The organism is Pseudomonas sp. LJDD11, from assembly GCF_024584215.1.
Taxonomy (GTDB): Bacteria; Pseudomonadota; Gammaproteobacteria; order Pseudomonadales; family Pseudomonadaceae; genus Aquipseudomonas.
Genome location: NZ_JANJFL010000034.1, coordinates 23888 through 41882, shown reverse-complemented (window position 1 = coordinate 41882; position 17995 = coordinate 23888). Strand labels below are relative to the sequence as shown.

The 17995-nt window shown below is 60.4% G+C and carries 13 protein-coding genes and 1 tRNA gene; 5 read left to right on the top strand and 9 right to left on the bottom strand.

The features are described 5' to 3' along the window. Nucleotides 1–48: 48 nt before the first annotated feature. The 3 genes from NRB16_RS26485 to dibA all read right to left on the bottom strand — a co-directional run bounded on the left by NRB16_RS26485 (nt 49) and on the right by dibA (nt 3513). On the bottom strand, nt 49–1053 hold the full coding sequence (locus NRB16_RS26485) for a sulfate ABC transporter substrate-binding protein (RefSeq protein ID WP_253142741.1): 1005 nt from the start codon (nt 1051–1053) through the stop codon (nt 49–51). Nucleotides 1054–1209: 156 nt separating this feature from the next. Next, the gene (gene oscA / locus NRB16_RS26480) at nt 1210–1392 is read right to left on the bottom strand and encodes a sulfur starvation response protein OscA (protein ID WP_045485807.1); all 183 of its coding nucleotides are present in this window, start codon (nt 1390–1392) and stop codon (nt 1210–1212) included. 189 nt (nt 1393–1581) lie between these two features. After that, nucleotides 1582–3513 (bottom strand): phosphodiesterase DibA, encoded by a 1932-nt coding sequence (gene dibA / locus NRB16_RS26475; RefSeq protein ID WP_253117054.1) that lies wholly within the window; start codon nt 3511–3513, stop codon nt 1582–1584. 155 nt (nt 3514–3668) lie between these two features. On the opposite strand from dibA, the gene desA reads away from it, so the two are divergent. After that, nucleotides 3669–4853 (top strand): delta-9 fatty acid desaturase DesA, encoded by a 1185-nt coding sequence (desA, locus tag NRB16_RS26470; protein WP_253117053.1) that lies wholly within the window; start codon nt 3669–3671, stop codon nt 4851–4853. Nucleotides 4854–4989: 136 nt separating this feature from the next. Then, nucleotides 4990–5982, top strand: coding sequence for a sensor domain-containing diguanylate cyclase (locus NRB16_RS26465; protein WP_257107324.1), 993 nt, complete (start codon nt 4990–4992; stop codon nt 5980–5982). Between the two features lie 175 nt (nt 5983–6157). On the opposite strand, the gene NRB16_RS26460 is transcribed toward NRB16_RS26465, so the two are convergent. The 3 genes from NRB16_RS26460 to gabD all read right to left on the bottom strand — a co-directional run bounded on the left by NRB16_RS26460 (nt 6158) and on the right by gabD (nt 10562). Next, on the bottom strand, nt 6158–7537 hold the full coding sequence (locus NRB16_RS26460; protein ID WP_253117051.1) for an HDOD domain-containing protein: 1380 nt from the start codon (nt 7535–7537) through the stop codon (nt 6158–6160). Nucleotides 7538–7660: 123 nt separating this feature from the next. Next, nucleotides 7661–8941, bottom strand: coding sequence for a 4-aminobutyrate--2-oxoglutarate transaminase (gabT, locus tag NRB16_RS26455; RefSeq protein ID WP_045485800.1), 1281 nt, complete (start codon nt 8939–8941; stop codon nt 7661–7663). A gap of 178 nt (nt 8942–9119) precedes the next feature. After that, nucleotides 9120–10562, bottom strand: coding sequence for an NADP-dependent succinate-semialdehyde dehydrogenase (gabD, locus tag NRB16_RS26450; protein WP_045485798.1), 1443 nt, complete (start codon nt 10560–10562; stop codon nt 9120–9122). A 340-nt stretch (nt 10563–10902) separates the two neighbouring features. Between gabD and NRB16_RS26445 the strand changes: the two genes are divergently transcribed. Next, a tRNA-Arg gene (locus NRB16_RS26445) sits at nt 10903–10979 on the top strand. A 176-nt stretch (nt 10980–11155) separates the two neighbouring features. Here the strand turns inward: NRB16_RS26445 and NRB16_RS26440 are convergent. Continuing rightward, the gene (locus NRB16_RS26440) at nt 11156–11770 is read right to left on the bottom strand and encodes a LysE family translocator (protein WP_045485796.1); all 615 of its coding nucleotides are present in this window, start codon (nt 11768–11770) and stop codon (nt 11156–11158) included. Between the two features lie 63 nt (nt 11771–11833). On the opposite strand from NRB16_RS26440, the gene NRB16_RS26435 reads away from it, so the two are divergent. Next, nucleotides 11834–12757 (top strand): LysR family transcriptional regulator, encoded by a 924-nt coding sequence (locus tag NRB16_RS26435; RefSeq protein ID WP_253142735.1) that lies wholly within the window; start codon nt 11834–11836, stop codon nt 12755–12757. Between the two features lie 93 nt (nt 12758–12850). On the opposite strand, the gene NRB16_RS26430 is transcribed toward NRB16_RS26435, so the two are convergent. Next, nucleotides 12851–13849: a 2-hydroxyacid dehydrogenase gene (locus tag NRB16_RS26430; RefSeq protein WP_257107323.1), complete on the bottom strand. Its 999-nt coding sequence runs from the start codon at nt 13847–13849 to the stop codon at nt 12851–12853. Nucleotides 13850–14242: 393 nt separating this feature from the next. Between NRB16_RS26430 and NRB16_RS26425 the strand changes: the two genes are divergently transcribed. Continuing rightward, nucleotides 14243–16204, top strand: a complete 1962-nt coding sequence (locus tag NRB16_RS26425; RefSeq protein ID WP_257107322.1) for a methyl-accepting chemotaxis protein — start codon at nt 14243–14245, stop codon at nt 16202–16204. Nucleotides 16205–16231: 27 nt separating this feature from the next. Here the strand turns inward: NRB16_RS26425 and NRB16_RS26420 are convergent, their stop codons facing one another. Further along, complete coding sequence (locus tag NRB16_RS26420; protein ID WP_257107321.1) at nt 16232–17824, bottom strand: MFS transporter; 1593 nt, start codon at nt 17822–17824, stop codon at nt 16232–16234. Between the last annotated feature and the right edge of the window lie 171 nt (nt 17825–17995).

The following is a 17995-nucleotide window of genomic DNA, read 5'->3' as shown; positions in this document are numbered from 1 at the left end:
CTTGACCAAACCATGAACACCGCCCTGAGGCGGTGTCCTTGTGGCGACTCAATGCGCCTGATAGATCTGGTCGAACACACCGCCATCGTTGAAGAATTTCGGCTGCGCAGTTTTCCAGCCGCCAAAGTCTTTGTCGATGGTTACCAGTTCAAGTTTAGGGAATTGCTTCTCGAATTTCGCAGCGACTTCGGCATTACGCGGGCGGTAGAAATTCTTTGCCGCAATTTCCTGACCTGCCGGGCTGTACAAGTGTTTGAGATATTCAGTGGCAATCTCGGTGTTGCCCTTTCTTTCGGCGTTTTTGTCGACCACAGCCACCGGTGGCTCAGCAAGGATCGACAGCGAAGGCACGACGATTTCGAACTTGTCGGCACCGCCGTCTTCTTTCAGAGCCAGGAAGGCTTCGTTTTCCCAGGCCAGCAGCACGTCACCCTGACCGTTGTTGACGAAGGTGATGGTCGAGCCACGGGCACCGGTGTCCAGTACTGGCACGCGCTTGAATAGCTCAGTGACGTATTGCTTGGCCTTCTCTTCGCCGCCCTGCTTCAGGCCGTAGGCCCACGCCGCGAGGAAGTTCCAGCGTGCGCCGCCGCTGGTTTTCGGGTTCGGGGTAATCACCGAAACATCACCCTTGACCAGGTCCCCCCAGTCCTTGATGCCCTTGGGGTTGCCCTTGCGCACCAGGAACACGATGGTCGAGGTGTATGGCGTGCTGGCATCAGGCAGCTTGGTCTGCCAGTTCTCTGGCAGGGTCTTGCCCAGTTTGGCGATTTCGTCGATGTCACCGGCCAGTGCCAGGGTCACCACGTCTGCACGCAGACCGTCGATCACCGCACGGCCCTGTTTGCCGGAGCCACCGTGGGACTGCTTGATCTCGACTTTGTCACCGGCGTGGGTCGAGGTCCAGTGCTTGATGAATTCAGCGTTGTATTCCTGATACAGCTCACGGGTCGGGTCGTAGGACACGTTGAGCAGCTCATAATCCTTGGCAACGGCGGAACCTGCGAATACGGCGCTCGCGAGAGCGGCCAGGGCAAAACGACGAATGGACATAAGATCAAGCTCCTGGAAAAACTGAGTATTGGCGTTCTTGGTTTGTACTTGGCGCGTCGATACCGCGAGCGATACCGCACGTTGCTTGGGGAAGGTGAACAGGAGTCAACATGACACCCTCCGGTTGACCAGTCGGGTTAGCAAAAGCGGGGAAAATCAGCTGGGTTTGTTACCGGAGTTCTGCAGGCGGAATTTCTCTTTGCGCTCGATCTGCACAACCTGAGCGTTGTGCACGGTGATTTCGACGGCACCAAAACGCAGATCACGCAGTGCACTCTGGATTTCACGCAGAATGGCTGCCTCGTCCTGACCGTCAACGCTACGCAGAGTGGCGCTCATATTCATAACTCCTTGGAAAAGTGGCGGGTCCGCCGTTGCGACTGGGGAGCAACGGCTTGTGGCGTTGAGGCTATATTAGATAGGCAGAGTTATTCTTAAAAAGACTATTTAAGAATGCAGATATAACCAAAATGAATTTACCAATCCGCCTGCATCATGGGGTGCATTGCGCACCCCGATGTCACTGCCTCAGACCGGAGTGAGGCCGAAGTCCGGTGCCTTGTACCAGTCGATCTGTGCCGCTGGCATCGGCTTGGCAAACCAGTAGCCCTGGCCCAGCTGACAGCCACTGTCGTATAGAAATGCTGCTTGCTCAGCGCTCTCGATGCCCTCGGCCAGCACCTGCATGCTCATGCTCCTGGCCAGCGCAATGATTGCCTGCACGATAGCGATATCGTCGTCATCAGCCGGCAGCCCGGCCACGAAACCCTGGTCGATCTTGAGCTTTTTCACCGGCATGCGTTTGAGGCGCAACAGCGAAGAGTAGCCGGTGCCAAAATCATCAATGGCCAGGCTCAGGCCCAGTTCACGCAAACGATGCAACTGCTCGATGGCTTGTTCCGGGTCGCTCATCACCGCGCTTTCGGTGACTTCCAGCTCCAGATACGCCGGGGCCAGCCCGGTCTGTTGCAGCACCCTGGCCACCTGCAGGTCCAGATCGCCGCTGCTGAACTGCCGACTGGAGATGTTCACGGCCACGAACGACACCGGCACTCCGTCAGCCTGCCACTGACGCATCTGGGTACAGGCCGCGCGCAACACCCAGTCATCGATATCGGCAATCAGCCCGCTCTGCTCGGCCACCGGAATGAACTCACCCGGCGAGACCATGCCGCGTTCAGGGTGCTCCCAGCGCACCAGTGCCTCAACGCCGCTGATCCGCCGCGTCGTCAGGTCATGCACGGGCTGGTAATAAACCCGCAGTTCCTGCTGTTCTATGGCGCGGCGCAACTCACTGGCCAGTTCGACCCGTTGCTGGGCATGCAGCGTCAGTTCTTCGGTGTACAGCGCATAACATTCGCGGCCGCGGCGCTTGGCCTTGAACAACGCGGCATCGGCATTGCGCAGCAGTTGTTCGGCCGATAGCGCATCATTAGGAAACAGGCTGATCCCGATACTGGTGGTCAGGAACAATTGCTGGCCCTCAATCAGGAACGGCGCATTGAAGGCATCAAGCACCTGTTGGGCAAGGCCGGCCGCCTGGATCATCTGTGGGCAATCCTTGAGCAACAGGGCAAACTCGTCGCCGCCCATGCGCGCCAGGGTCAGCTTGCTGGCGAACAGCCCGGACAACCGCTCAGCCACCGACCTCAAGACCAGATCACCGAGACTGTGTCCGAGGCTGTCATTGATATTCTTGAAATGGTCCAGGTCGATCAGCAGCACTGCGCAGCCACGCTTGACCGCCTGCGCCGCGGCAACCGCTTCGGTGGTGCGCTCAGTGAACAACAGACGGTTCGGCAAACCGGTCAGCGCATCAAAGTGCGCCAGTTGCAGGCGCTCCTGCTCAGAGCGCTTGATGGCTGAAAGGTCGGAGAACACCGCGACAAAATGCTTCACCTGCCCGCTACGCCCAGTAAGGCCGCGGATGCTCTGCCATTGCGGGTACACCTCGCCGCTCTTGCGCCGGTTCCAGATCTCGCCAGCCCAGTGCCCGTCCTGGGAGATGGCCTGGTACATCCGGGTGTAGAACGCTGTGTCGTGGCGACCGGATTTGAACTTGCTGGGATTAAAGCCCAACACCTCCTCCGGCTGATACCCGGTAATGTCGACAAACGCCCGGTTGACGTGAATGATCTGGCCCTTTTCATTCGTGACCAGAACACCTTCACGGGTGCTGTCGAAGACCGCCGCAGCAATGCGCAGCCGATCGTAGTCTTCATGCTGGCGGCGCAGCAGTTCGTCGGCGCCCAGCCATCGGAGCAGGCAGCCACGGTAGCTGAACAACACCAGGACGGTCAGCGCCACCCACAGGTAACCGCTCGTCTGCTGCCATTGGTGGAGCAACACCGGGTCAGTGAGCCATACAGGCACCGCATAACCGAAAATCAGCCACCACAAAAAGGTCAGCCAGCCATAGAAAATGGAGGCTCCCAGCGCTTTTCGCGTTAAATCCGTCATAAAAAAACACATATCCTTACAGGCGCCAGGATTATAAAACAAGAAACATCCTGCGACGCTTCCATGCTGCGACATCTGGTTTTCCGCTGCCGCTCAGAGATAATGGGCACTGTTCATTTTTTACTCACCCACCACTCGCGAGGGCACTACAGCCTATGGGGTACAACGGTTTACTCGACCTGTCCGTCTGGCAGTTGATTGCCGTCACGCTGGTCATGACCCACGTGACTATCATCAGTGTGACCGTCTATCTGCATCGCTATTCAGCGCACCGCTCGCTGGAGCTGAACGCAGGTCTCAAACACTTCTTCCGTTTCTGGCTGTGGCTCACCACTGGCCAGAACACTCGCGAGTGGACCGCCGTCCATCGCAAGCACCACGCCAAATGCGAAACCGTCGACGACCCGCACAGCCCGGTGATCAAAGGGCTGTCTACCGTGCTGCTCAAGGGCGCCGAGCTGTACCGGGCCGAGGCCAGCAACCAGGACACCCTGCGCCTGTATGGCAAAAACTGCCCCGACGACTGGATCGAGCGTAACCTCTACTCGCGTTACAAACTGCTGGGTATCGCGCTGATGGCGGTGATCGATCTGGCGCTGTTCGGCGTCCTGGGCATCACCGTCTGGGCAGTGCAGATGATGTGGATTCCCTTCTGGGCGGCCGGAGTGGTCAACGGCCTGGGCCATGCGCTGGGCTACCGCAACTTCGAATGCCGTGATGCGGCGACCAACCTGGTCCCGTGGGGCATCGTCATCGGTGGTGAAGAACTGCACAACAACCACCACACTTACCCCAATTCGGCGAAGTTGTCGGTCAAACCCTGGGAGTTCGACATGGGCTGGGCATGGATCAAGGTGTTCAGCGCCTTGCGCCTGGCCAAGGTGCAGCGCGTCGCACCGGTTGCCCACCGGGTGCCCGGCAAACAACTGCTGGACCGCGACACCGCCACGGCGATTCTCAACAACCGCTTTCAGGTCATGGCACTGTACCGCAAGCAGGTCATTGGTCCGCTGGTCACCCAGGAACTGGCCAATGTCGACGCCTCGGTACGCCACCAGTTCCATCGCGCCAGACGCCTGCTGTCGCGCGAAACCAGCCTGCTCGACGAGCACCACCGCCAGCGTATCCAGGCCATGCTTGAGCACAGTCAGGCACTCAAGGTGATCTATGAAAAACGCCTGGCCCTGCAACAGATCTGGCTCAAGACCAGCAGCAACAGCCAAGACATGCTGGCGGCCATGAAGGTCTGGATTCACGAGGCCGAAACCAGCGGTATCCAGTCGCTGCGCGAGTTCGCCAACCAGCTCAAAACCTATTCGCTGCGTCCCGCCACCCAGTGAGCCGTTGATCGGTGCGCCCGAAAGGGCGCACCCTTGATGGAACTTTCTGGCGAAAAATCGCTCAAATCGACTATCCATTGCCTTACAAGAGACCCAACGACGCGAACTGTTTTGCGTGGTTCGCGACGACGTGCCCATGGAAAAATCGCCCCTTACTGCACCCATGCAGTCAGCCCACATGCCGGTTGCTGCCGAAACCCTGCTGGCGCTGATGCATGCCCAGGCCGAGGTCGCCCGGTTGAGTGAACGCGAGCAGTTGTTCAGTTCCCTGCTGGTCAGCGTCAACGCCGTGCTCTGGGCCTTCGACTGGGAAACCCAGCGGATGATCTATGTCAGCCCTGCCTACGAGCGGATCTTTGGCCGCTCAGCCGGCCTGCTGCTGGCCGACTATGCGCAGTGGCGCGACAGCATCTACCCGGACGACCTCAATTACGCAGAGCGTAGCCTCAGCGAAGTGATCGACAAGGGCGCCATCGAAGATCGTGAATACCGCATCATTCGCGCCGATGGCGAAGTGCGCTGGCTCAGCGATAAATGTTTTGTCAGCCAGCAGGCCGACGCCAGCCAACGCCTGATCGTGGTGGGTATTGCCGAAGACATCACCGAAAAAAAACGCCTGGAAGATGAACTGCAACGCCTGGCTACCACTGACGTACTGACCCAAAGCAGCAATCGCCGGCATTTTTTCGAGTGCGCCCAGCGCGAGTTCGAACTGGCCCGCCTGCAAGGCACACCGTTGTCGTTCCTGCTGCTGGATATCGATGACTTCAAGAAAATCAACGACACCTACGGTCATCAGACCGGCGACCTGGTGTTGCAGCGTATCGCCGAAAGCGGCCGCACCACGCTGCGCCGTGGCGACCTGTTCGGCCGAATCGGTGGCGAGGAGTTCGCGGCGATATTCCCCGGCTGCGCGGCAGACACGGCCTTGCAGATTGCCGAGCGCCTGCAGCGTGAGATCCAGCGCCTGAGCTTCCAGCATGACGCCCAGAGCTTTGGCATCACCGCCAGCCAGGGCCTGACCAGCCTCACCGACAGCGACCAAAGCCTGGAAGCGCTGTACGGACGCGCCGATGAAGCGATGTATCAGGCCAAACGCCAGGGCAAGAACCAGATCGTGCTGGGCTGAGGCCCAATACTAGAAATCTCTGTGGAAACGGGCTTGCTCGTGAAGAGGCCATTAAAGCCACAGCATCTGCTGCGAATGTGCCGCCGTCTTCGCTAGCAAGCTAGCTCCCACCGGGGTATATATTGCCTAAGTAGGAGCTGCTTTAGCAGCGAAACATCTAGCCAGCAATTCCCAGCTACGGTTTTTCCGGGACGTCGCTCGACTCTACCGCTGGTGGATCCTCTTCGGCCGGCGGTTCCGGCTCCGGGGTCAGATCCAGCAGGTCCGGCAGATCGTCTTCCACAGGAGGCTGTTCTGCCTGGCTTTGCGCCGCCTGAACAATCGCCAGCAGGCTCGGGTCGACTACGCCAGTGAGCTTTTTACGCAAGCGCTGCAGGTCAGCGACGCTGAGTTTGAGCAGCCGCGCCGACTTGGACTTGACCAGCGGGTTGACGCTTTGCTGATCGGTCAGCCGGGCCATTTCACCGGCCAGGTTCATGGCCAGCACTTCACGGGTGAAGATCCCGGTGTTGTACTGATACACCGCTGCAATCAGCTCACGCAGTTCGAGCGGCAGACGCCAGCGTCGGCGCAGCGCAGAACCAAAGGCTGCCGAATACTGCTCCAGCATCTGGTTGATGGTGTCGTCATCGAGCTTGCCGCCATGCAGCAGCCACTCCTGCAAACAACCAATCACCGCCAGCTCACCGAGCGACTGCAACAATCCGGCGCTGAAGCAGCGCTCGGTGTTGAGCTCCAGCATACGCCCCAGAATCCGTGCGTAGTCGGCAGTACGCTGGGACATCAGCCACAGGTCGTTGGCTCGCGCCAACAGCCCGTCATGACTCAGGGTCGCGACCCGTTTCTTGCCCAGCCCGGCGACAATCTGCGCACTCTGCGTCGCCCCGAGCACCGCCAGCGAACCACCGAGCGTCTGCACCGGCTTGCCCAGATGCTGGGCGGCGGTGTTGGCAGCGGCAATCAGCACCGCAGTGATGTGCGGATCGTTGCGCAACTCCTGCTCAAGCAGATGGATGTCCAGCCCCTTGCTGGTGCGGCACAGCTGCAGGGCAGCCTCGACGTTTACACATAACGGCGCGCTGTCAGCCGTTTCACGGCGCTTGTCGAGAAACAGGGCCAGGGTCATGCCCGGCTGCATGCTCGGCCCAGCCGTCGAGCACTCCACCAGCAAGCCGCGCAGGCGCTGGAGCAACAGCTCATTGTTCAGCGGTTTGGTCAGGTAAGCCGTAGGCGCCAGCGGCAGTACTTCGCGCACGCTCGCGCTGTCACTGCGACTACTGAGCAGAATGAACGGAACCGGAGGTTGCCGACCCGTCTTGCGTACGCCACGCAACAGGCTCAGGCCGTCGATAGCAGGTAATTCACGGGCAGCAATGATCAGGTCAGGTACCTGTTTTTTCATCCATTCAACGGCTTGTCTGCCATCGCTACAGACTTCCAGTTCGACATCGTCACGTACGCTCAGGACCAGATCGCTGAGTGTTTCGCGAATCCAGGGATCGGACTCAGCGATCAACACCCTTGGCACCCCGAGTAAATCCACAGCCGTCATCATGACTCTCCGACATCGATGCGTTCACCTTAGCCAAAGCTGTCGTCCGGATATAGCCATATGCAGAAAAAATCCCCCCACCAAATGAAAAAACCCGCCGAAGCGGGTTTTTTCATCAACTCAGGCTTACGCCAGTTCGTCGAAGCACTCGGCGACCAAGGCAATACCTTTTTCCAGTTGCGCGTCAGGGATGGTGACAGGCATCAGGAAGCGGATCACGTTGTAGTAAGTGCCGCACGACAGCAGGATCACGCCTTTCTCGCGAGCGCGAGCGACGATCTTGCCGACCAGCTCGGCGGCTGGCTTGCTGTGGTCACCGCCTTCGAACAGCTCAATGGCGATCATCGAACCCAGACCGCGCACGTCACCGATCACCTTGTGTTTCTCGGCAATCTTGTTCAGACCGGCCTTGAGCGTCTCGCCGACAGCCTTGGAGCGCTCCAGCAGGTTCTCTTCGTCGAACACCTTGAGCACGGCCAGAGCCGCCGCACAGGCGATCGGGCTGCCGGCATAAGTGCCGCCCAGACCGCCCGGCGCGATCTTGTCCATGATCTCGGCCTTGCCGCTGACGCCGGAGATCGGGAAGCCGCCGCCGACCGATTTGGCGAAGGTGGTCAGGTCCGGTACCACGCCCAGTTGCTCGGTGGCGAAGAAGGTGCCGGTGCGGCCCGCACCGGTCTGCACTTCGTCAGCCACCAGCAGGATGCCGTGCTGATCGCACAGCGCGCGCAGGCGCTTCATGAAAGCTGGCGAGTTGATGTAGAAACCGCCCTCGCCCTGCACCGGCTCGATGATGATCGCGGCGATGTCCTGTGGCTGGGCATCGTTCTTGAAGATCCGCTCGATGCTGGCGATGGACTCGTCTTCGCTCACACCGTGCAGCTCGCACGGCGCCAGAGCGCGGTACACACCGGCAGGCATCAGGCCCATACCAGCGGAGTACGGCGCGACCTTGCCGGTCAGCGACAGAGTCATCATGGTGCGGCCGTGGTAAGCGCCGGTGAAGGCGATCACGCCGGCACGGCCAGTGGCGGCACGGGCGATCTTCACTGCGTTCTCGACGGCTTCGGAGCCGGAGGTGACCAGCAGGGTTTTCTTGGCGAAATCACCCGGCACGCGCTTGGCGATTTCTTCACACAGTTCGATGTACGGCTCATAGGCCAGTACCTGGAAGCAGGTGTGCGACAGTTTGGTCAGCTGTTCCTGAACGGCAGCCACGACCTTGGGGTGCAGGTGGCCGGTGTTCAGTACTGCAATGCCGCCCGCAAAGTCGATGTACTCACGGCCTTCGACGTCCCACACAGTGGCGTTTTCGGCGCGCTCGGCGACAATCGGGTGGATCTGGCCGACACCACGTGGAACAGCGGCGGCACGGCGTTGCAGCAGGGATTCGTTGGTCTTGCTCATGGGGTCCTCATTCGCCGCTCATCGTCGGCGTGTTGCAAGGATTCAGCAGCAGGAAGAACCGGGCCAGCATACGATGATCGACTGGCGCGGCCTCTCGGCCACCATTACAGGTTGCGGTACAACAAAACCGGTGAAGCGTCGCTCTCGCGCCCCACCGGCTGCAAAACCCGCTATCGAATCAGATCGACAGGCACAGGTATTTGACTTCCAGGTAGTCTTCGATGCCGTACTTGGAGCCTTCACGGCCCAGGCCCGAGGACTTGATACCGCCGAACGGTGCCACTTCGTTGGAGATCAGGCCGGTGTTGATACCCACCATGCCGTACTCCAGCGCTTCAGCAACGCGGAACACGCGGCTCATGTTCTGAGCATAGAAGTAAGAGGCCAGACCGAACTCGGTGTCGTTGGCCATGGCGATGACATCGTCTTCGTCCTTGAAACGGAACAGCGGCGCCAGAGGACCGAAGGTCTCTTCCTTGGCCACGGCGGCAGTCTTCGGCACGTCGACCAGAATGGTCGGCTCGAAGAACGTACCTTCCAGACTGTTGCCACCGAACAGCACCTTGGCGCCTTTGCTCACGGCGTCGTCGATGTGCTCTTTGACCTTGGCCACGGCTTTGCTGTCGATCAGCGGGCCGGTGGTGGTGCCCTCTTCCAGACCGTTACCGATCTTGAGCTTGGCGACAGCCACTTTGAGCTTCTCGGCGAACGCGTCATAGACGCCTTCCTGCACGTAGATACGGTTGGCGCACACGCAAGTCTGACCGTTGTTGCGGTACTTGGAGATGATCGCGCCTTCAACGGCCTTATCCAGGTCAGCGTCGTCGAACACGATGAACGGCGCGTTACCGCCCAGTTCCAGGGAGACTTTCTTGATGTCGTTGGCGCATTCGGCCATCAACTGACGACCGATTTCGGTCGAGCCGGTGAACGACAGCTTGCGCACGATCGGGTTGCCGGTCAGTTCGCTGCCGACTTCGCCGGCGCTGCCGGTGATCACACTGAACACGCCAGCCGGAATGCCGGCACGTTCAGCCAGCTCGGCCAGAGCCAGAGCGGAGTAAGGCGTCTGCGAAGCAGGCTTGAGCACCATGGTGCAACCGGCCGCCAGAGCAGGACCGGCCTTACGGGTGATCATCGCCGCCGGGAAGTTCCACGGGGTAATGGCCGCAGTCACACCGATGGGCTGCTTGAGCACGATCAGGCGTTTGTCTGGCTGGTGGCCAGGAATCACGTCACCGTAGACGCGCTTGGCTTCTTCAGCGAACCACTCGATGAACGATGCGGCGTAACCGATCTCGCCCTTGGCCTCGGCCAGCGGCTTGCCCTGCTCCAGGGTCATCAGGCGAGCCAGGTCGTCCTGGTTCTCGATCATCAGCTCGAACCAGCGACGCAGCTTGGCGCCACGCTCTTTGGCGGTCAGTGCACGCCAAGCCGGCAGCGCCTTGTCGGCGGCTTCAATGGCACGACGGGTCTCGGCAGCGCCCATTTTCGGCACAGAGCCCAGAATCTCGTTGGTAGCCGGGTTGTTGACCTTGATGGTCTGACCGCTGTCTGCATCCAGCCACTGACCATTGATATAGGCTTGCTGGCGGAACAGTTTGGAATCCTTGAGCTGCATGTCGGCCTCCGATAAACACCGCGCGCGGGCGCAGCGAAGCTGATAGAAAGAAACGGCGCCGCCACAGGGCACCATTAACAAATGAATTCGCCTTTTCCTGCGGCGCGCAAAGCTTAGCAGGCCGAAAGGCCGAACAGGAGCGTTTGAAATCTCAAACGCATCCTAGGCACAGGCAGAAAAAAGGACAAGAGCCCGTTCGAAAAAAAGAACGCAACGTCCAGCCAGTGCAAGTCTCGTTGGCCGAAATGTCACTTTCAGGCAATAAATCGTGCGAAATCAACAACACATGCTCGCCAGCATGGACGCACGGCGTTCAGATGAGTATTATGGCGCCCGCGTTGCACCTGTAGCTCAGCTGGATAGAGTACTGCCCTCCGAAGGCAGGGGTCGTGGGTTCGAATCCCGCCAGGTGCGCCATATATGAAAAGGCTCAGGTGAAAACCTGGGCCTTTTTTCGTTATGCCTGGTCCTGCATGGACCTTGGTCCGACTCCCCCGGCATGACGATGCTCCCTGCAACGCTCAGCAAATCATCACTCACGACTTCGGGGGTGACTTCGGGGGTAGCAGGTCCGTTGGCATGATCCAGCTCACTCAACGCCCGCTGTTCTGCCCCACTAGCAACGCTCCAAACCCCACCAGCAACCCGCCAAATGCCCGGTCGACCCAGTGCCTTACCCCCAGCAGCCACTCACGCAAGGCGCCGGCCGAAAAGCACATCGCAACCAGTGCAAACCAGGCCATATGCGCCAGCGAGATGAACGCGCCATAGCCGATCTGCGTCGCCACTGACGTATCAGGCCGCACCACCTGCATGAACAGGCTGACAATAAAGATCGTGGTTTTCGGGTTCAGTGCGTTGGTGAGCAAACCGGTTCGCAATGCCATTGCGTCGGACATCGAGACGGCTGCTGCGGTCGCCACTGCGCCGGGCTTGGCGAGTAACATCTTCACACCGAGGTAGATCAGGTAAGCGGCGCCAGCCAGTTTGATGGCATTGAACAGCCAGAGTGACTGCTGAATCAGCAGCCCCACGCCGACCAAGGTGTAGCTGACATGCACCAATACGCCCAGGCCAATACCCAACGCGGTAAATACCCCGGCGCGGCGCGACAGCATCAGGCTGTTGCGGGTCACCATCGCAAAGTCCGGGCCGGGGCTGATCACCGCCAGCAAGGTAATCGTGATTACAGCTATCCATTCGGTCATGGCTTATCCTGTCGTCATCCATAAAAGCACGATGCTAACCGGGGTTCTGGCGGATGATTAACGATGTTTTCTGACCGTAATGGTGAGTCAGACTCACCATTTTGCGAAGCTCGCCTGCCCTCGCTGTTGGCTCTGCGTTGTTTCGAGGCCGCTGCCCGGCATGAGAATTTCACCAAGGCGGCCACCGAGTTGCATCTGACCCACGGCGCGGTCAGCCGCGCCGTGCGCTTGCTCGAAGACGAGTTGGGCCTGGCGCTGTTCGAACGCCGTAGCCGCCGGGTATTTCTAACCCAAGCCGGGCGCAAGCTGGCGCGGGCGGTGGGCGATGGTCTGGGCGTGATCCGCCAGTCAGTGGCCGAGTTACAGGCCAGTGCCCGCCAGCAGCGGCGCTGGGTCTTGTCGTGCGAGCCAACCTTGCTGATGCGCTGGCTGATTCCGCGCTGGCCGGCCTTTCAAGCAAGGCATCCGGGCATCGATATGCACCTGGTTGCCGGCGGCGGGCCGTTTTCGTTCAGTAGCGGTATTGATCTGGCAATCCGCCGCGATGACTTCTGCTGGCCAGACAATTATTGTGCCGAGCCGTTGTTTGTGGAAAAAGTCGGACCGGTCTGCCGCCCGGACAAACTGGCGGCCTGGTTCAACACGGACAAACCCGCTGCTGCACTGCGCAGCGATGCGACCTGCCTGCACACTCGCACCCGGCCGCAAGCCTGGGCCGAATGGGCCACGGCTGCCGACCAAACGTACCCCGAGCCGCCGGGGCAAGTGTTCGAGCATTTCTATTTCAGCCTGCAAGCTGCGGTAGCCGGCCTTGGCGTGGCGATCGGCCCCTGGCATCTGGTGCGCGACGACCTGGCCAGCGGCGTACTCATCGCGCCACTGGGCTTTGTCGAAGACGGCTCGCGCTATTGCCTGCTGTCGCCGCAGCCACTGCAAGCCGGCAGTTTGCAGGCTGATTTGCTGGAGTGGTTACGGGGGTTGGCCTAAGGGATAGCTTTGGAACCCCTTCTTCGCAGCTGAAGCTGCTCCTACGGGATCAGATGTTGCTGCGAGCGCCCACCGGGCCGCAGCGTACAGGGCTCAAACCAGGCTGTTGGCGCAACGCTCGCCCTGTACAAAACATCTCAGGTTATCCAGCGTCACTTCGGCAATCTGATCCAGTGCCTCACGGGTGAAAAAGCCTTGATGGCCGGTGATCAGCACATTGGGAAATGTGGTCAGGCGCAGGAACACTTCGTCGTCGATACGATCGCTGGAGCGATCATGGAAAAACAGCTGGCTCTCTTGTTCATAGACGTCGATGGCCAATGACCCGAGCTGCCGCGATTTGAGGGCTTCGATCACCGCCAGGGTGTCGATCAGTGCGCCGCGCGAGGTGTTGACCAACATGGCGCCGGGCTTCATTTGGGCCAGGGTTTCGGCGCGGATCAGATGGCGAGTGGTGTCGCTGAGCGGGCAATGCAGGCTGACGATGTCCGCTTCGGCCAGCAGTTGACCCAGCGTCACGTACTCACCCACGCCGCTGAAGGCGGCGGTTTCAAACGGGTCATAACCCAGCACACGGCAGCCAAAACCCTTGAAGATCCGCGCCGTGGCCAGGCCGATCTGCCCGGTGCCGATAATGCCCACGGTCTTGCCGTGCAGGTTGAAGCCCAGCAGGCCTTCGAGCATGAAGTTGCCCTCACGCACCCGATTGTAGGCGCGATGGGTATGCCGGTTGAGGGTCATGACCAGTGCCAGGGTGTGCTCGGCGACCGCTTCGGGCGAATAACCGGGCACCCTCGCCACGAACAGCCCGAGGCGCCCCGCGCTTTCCAGATCGATGTTGTTGAAGCCTGCGCACCGCAACAGGATCGCTTTGACACCGAAGCCTGCCAGCGCCTCCAGCACGGCGGCATCCAGTTGGTCGTTGACGAATACGCAAATGGCATCGTACCCCTGCGCGAGCCTGACCGTGTCACGGTTCAAGGTCGGTGTCAGGTAGCTCAGGGCAAGGTCACCGGCCAGGCAATCGCGTTGCAGGGCCTCATCAAAAAACCGTTGATCGTAGGGTTGAGCACTCAATAGAGCGAGTTTCATGGGCAGTTCCTTCTGTAGGCCACGCAGCTCAGCCCTGAATGGCCCTGAGGGCAGGCTAAACCAGCCGACGCAACGCCTTACTGATGCAGATCAATAACGCCCTGCCACCTGTCGATAGAGTCCTGCGTATCAGTAGCCGGGTACGTCTTTTGCTTCAAAAAATGAGCCGGGAAACCCCAATTGGCCGAAAACTGTTCCACAGGCCACAACCCGCGCCATAGAGAGTTTCAAGCCAAGGGAAGGCGAATATTGACGGATCAGTATTGACCACTCGTTCAACTAACGCTGTTTTGCGCCATCAACTTTTCGTCGGCTGCGACGATAAGGTCTATCAACCGCTTGGCAACCACTGCATGAACGCAGTGGATAAAATAATCTGAGGCTCGAAGGACTATGCTCAAGAATGCCCCCCTGCGCTTAAAGCTGCTGCTGATACTGTTACTCCCCTCGCTCGGTTTTCTGTGGTTCGCCACCAGCAGCGTCGTGGAGAACACCCGAATTCTGCAAAGCATGGACAGTACCGTACGAGCCACGGCCATCGCGCAGAAAATCAGCCAACTGATTACCACCCTGCAGCGCGAGCGGGGCGCCAGCGGCGTTTATCTGGGCAGCAAGGGCACTTCGATGCGTAACGAGCTGGCAACCATGCGCCAGAGCGTCAACCAGTCACTGGCGGCCGTCAGGACAATGTCGACCGAAGGCGTCGGCGAATTGAGCAATGCACTGGGTGCGCTCGATGGCCTGCAGGCCTTGCGCAGCCAGGTCGACGCACTGGGCATCCCCAGCACCGAGTCCGGCGCCCGTTATACCGAGGCCATCCAGAAGCTGATCGGCTTCACCCATTCTCTTGAAGCGCGGATCAACGACCCAGAGATCATTCACGCCCTCAGTGCCCTGAATCAGTTCATCGAAATGAAAGAGCGCGCCGGGCGCGAGCGGGTCGTGCTGGGCCTGGTGTTCAGCCAGAACAGCTTCGACGCCAACCTGCTGTCGCGTTTCAGCCGCAACCTGGGCGAATTTACCGCCTATTCGGAAAACTTCCGCCGCAAGGCGCCAGGTGAACTACTGCAGCAACTCGACGAGCGGATGAAAGATGCCAGCGCCGTGGAAGTCGGCCGCCTGCAACGTCAGGCATTCGAATTGCCCTTGGGCACCGCGCTGGGGGTAAAACCCGAATCCTGGTTTGAAACCGCCACCAGGCGCATCGACCTGATGGGTGAGGTGGAGAATAACCTCAGTCAAAAGGTCGCCATACTCGCCCAAGAGGCACGCGACAGTGCCAACCAGGTCCTGTGGCTGACCATCACTGCCGTGCTGATCTCGCTGCTCGCAGTGTCGGCCCTGGCCTACCTGATCATCCACAACATCGACCTGGCAGTGCGTGATGTGAACGGCGTACTGCTCAAGCTATCGCAGCGTGACCTCACTGCTCGCTCCGACTACCAGAGCCGTGATGAATTCGGCCAGATTTCGGCCAACCTCAACAGCATGGCGGTGGAAATCACCAACATCATCCAGGAAATCAGCAATGCCACGGCGCAGGTCGCCACCGCGGCCGAAGAGTCGTCGGCGGTCACCGTGCAGACCAGCCACAGTGTCGAGCAGCAACGCCAGAGCACTGAACTGGTGGCTGCGGCCATTACCGAGATGAGCACCACAGTGCGCGATGTTGCGCAAAGCACCAGCGATGCCGCGCAGATGTCGCAGCAGATCAACCAGAGCACCATCGATGGTCGCAGCGAAGTCGCGAACACCATCGAGTTGATTCACCAGTTGTCCGGCCAGGCTGAGGAAACCGCGAAAATCATTGGCGAGCTGAAACAGGAAAGCGATTCGATTTCTTCGGTGCTTGATGTCATTCGCGGCATCGCCGAGCAGACCAACCTGCTGGCCCTTAACGCCGCCATTGAAGCAGCACGCGCCGGTGAAGCCGGTCGCGGCTTTGCCGTGGTCGCTGACGAGGTGCGCAGCCTGGCGCAGAAGACCCAGCAGTCGACCGGCAGTATCCAGCAGATGATCGCCAACCTGCAGAACGGCTCGGACCGTGCTACCCAGTCCATGCAGCAGACCCTCGGCAAAGCCCAGGCCGGCGCCAGCAACATCGTACGTGCCGGTGACCTGCTCGACGAAATCGCCGAAGGCGTGGGCCGCATCAGCGACCGTACGATCCAGATCGCTTCAGCGGCCGAAGAGCAGAGCGCGGTGGCCGATGACATCAGCCGCAACGTCAACGAGATCAACGACCTGGTCATCCAGGTCAGCGCCGGTGCCCAGCAGACCGCGGTGACCAGTCAGGAGCTGGCACGCCTGGCCGAGCATCAGCAGCACCTGGTGAACCGCTTCAAGGTCGCCTGATTACGCCTGCTATCTGGTGGCCGGGGATTACCCTCTGGCCGCCAACAGGTGGCTGATCTTCACTTCTACGGCCTTGTCCTGAAAGCGCCGGGCAGCCGCCTCCAGCTTCTGGTCGGCACGGGTCACCCGGTTATGGTGGCGCAGGTGCTCCAGCCATGACTCTTCAAAGAAGTACTCCGTCCAGCAACGCGGATTCTCACTGTCCTGCATCAGCCCCCAGGAAAATGCCCCGTTGCGCTTGCGCATGCGGCTGACCGCCTGCATGGCCTGGTGGAACTGGGCAGCATGCTCAGCCGCGATGCAATATTCCACTGTGATCATCACCGGCCCGCGTTCGGCACTCATCTGCTCGTCGAGAATCGGGGTCGGCCAATGCAACGAAGGCTGCTGCTCTTCAATCTGGCCGGTCGGCAGCGGGAAGCGCCCGCGCAGCGCCAGCCCGAGGGTCAGCACCGCAGCACCGCCGATAAATGCTGCGCTCATTGATACATGACTGGCCAGCGCTCCCCAGGCCGCCGCGCCAGCGGCAGAACAGCCGAAGAACACCAGAATGTACAACGACACCGCACGCGCCCGCACCCAGGGCGCGACGCTGGTCTGCACCGCCACCTGCAGGTTGCTGAGCACCGCGATCCAGGCCATGCCGCTGATCAGCATGACCGGCGCCAGGCCGACAATCGAACGAATCCAGGCCAGCCCCAACAGCACAGCGGCATACACCAGACTGGCACCGAGCACGATGGTGTCGGGGCTGAACCGGGCCCGCAGGCGCGGCAACTGCATGGCGCCAAAGATCGCCCCCGCACCTACGCAGCCCAGCAGAATCCCGTAATCCAGCGCACTGCCGCCGATCTCGCGACGGACCAGCAAAGGCAGCAAGGCCATGCCCACTACCGCACCACTGAAGAACGCGGCGGTACGCACCAGCACCGCACGCAACGGCTGTGAGCCACGCGCATAACGCACCCCGGCACGCATCGCGCCCAGCCAGCGCTCGGCAGGCAGAACGGAAGGCTCCGGCCGATGGCGCCAGGCCAACAGGGCAATGATCACCGCCAGAAACGAGGCGCTGTTCAGCGCAAAGGTCAGCCACGGACCACTGAGGCTGACCAGCACCCCGGCAATGGCCGGGCCGATGGCGCGGGCGACGTTCATCGCCAGGCTCGACAGCGCCACCGCCGCCGGGACGTCTTGTCGCTCAACGATCTCCGGCGCCAACGCCGACCAGGCCGGCATCATCAGCGCACTGCCAATGCCCATGGCAAAGGTCAGCAGCAGCAATAACGTCACCGTCATCTGCCCGCTCAGGGTCAGCAAGGTCAGCACCAGCGCCACAGCGGCCATCCACAACTGCACGATCAACAGATAACGCCGCTTGTTGACGATATCGGCCAGCGCCCCGGCCGGCAGCGCCAGCAAGAACACCGGCAAGGCCCCGGCAACCTGCACCAACGCCACGGCCTGGGGGCTGGCCGACAGGCTGGTCATCAACCAGCCGGAACCGACCTCGTGCATCCAGGTGCCGATATTGGAGGCAATGCTGGCCAGCCACAGCCAGAGAAAGACTTTTACCTGCAAGGGCTTCCAGGGTGAGGCGGTCGGCGGGCGGGTGGCGGTCATGGTTCACTCGACAGTTCAGTAGGCCGGCTGAGCAGCCGGAAAAGCTTCCACTATCGCTGTAGGTCAGCCCGCCAGCTTGCACGCATGTGCCCAATTGCCCCACATGCAAGAGCGCACATCCACGCAATCATTCGCCGGCCAATATCGCCATAGTCAGGCCCGGTTTCCCAA

Bases quoted from the DNA above. Each gene is read 5' to 3' on its own strand.
- NRB16_RS26420 (WP_257107321.1), bottom strand. From the start codon at position 17,824: ATGACCGCCACCCGCCCGCCGACCGCCTCACCCTGGAAGCCCTTGCAG.
- gabD (WP_045485798.1), bottom strand. From the start codon at position 10,562: ATGCAGCTCAAGGATTCCAAACTGTTCCGCCAGCAAGCCTATATCAAT.
- NRB16_RS26440 (WP_045485796.1), bottom strand. From the start codon at position 11,770: ATGACCGAATGGATAGCTGTAATCACGATTACCTTGCTGGCGGTGATC.
- NRB16_RS26485 (WP_253142741.1), bottom strand. From the start codon at position 1,053: ATGTCCATTCGTCGTTTTGCCCTGGCCGCTCTCGCGAGCGCCGTATTC.
- gabT (WP_045485800.1), bottom strand. From the start codon at position 8,941: ATGAGCAAGACCAACGAATCCCTGCTGCAACGCCGTGCCGCCGCTGTT.
- oscA (WP_045485807.1), bottom strand. From the start codon at position 1,392: ATGAGCGCCACTCTGCGTAGCGTTGACGGTCAGGACGAGGCAGCCATT.
- NRB16_RS26465 (WP_257107324.1), top strand. From the start codon at position 4,990: ATGGAAAAATCGCCCCTTACTGCACCCATGCAGTCAGCCCACATGCCG.
- NRB16_RS26460 (WP_253117051.1), bottom strand. From the start codon at position 7,537: ATGATGACGGCTGTGGATTTACTCGGGGTGCCAAGGGTGTTGATCGCT.
- desA (WP_253117053.1), top strand. From the start codon at position 3,669: ATGGGGTACAACGGTTTACTCGACCTGTCCGTCTGGCAGTTGATTGCC.
- NRB16_RS26425 (WP_257107322.1), top strand. From the start codon at position 14,243: ATGCTCAAGAATGCCCCCCTGCGCTTAAAGCTGCTGCTGATACTGTTA.
- dibA (WP_253117054.1), bottom strand. From the start codon at position 3,513: ATGACGGATTTAACGCGAAAAGCGCTGGGAGCCTCCATTTTCTATGGC.
- NRB16_RS26430 (WP_257107323.1), bottom strand. From the start codon at position 13,849: ATGAAACTCGCTCTATTGAGTGCTCAACCCTACGATCAACGGTTTTTT.
- NRB16_RS26435 (WP_253142735.1), top strand. From the start codon at position 11,834: ATGTTTTCTGACCGTAATGGTGAGTCAGACTCACCATTTTGCGAAGCT.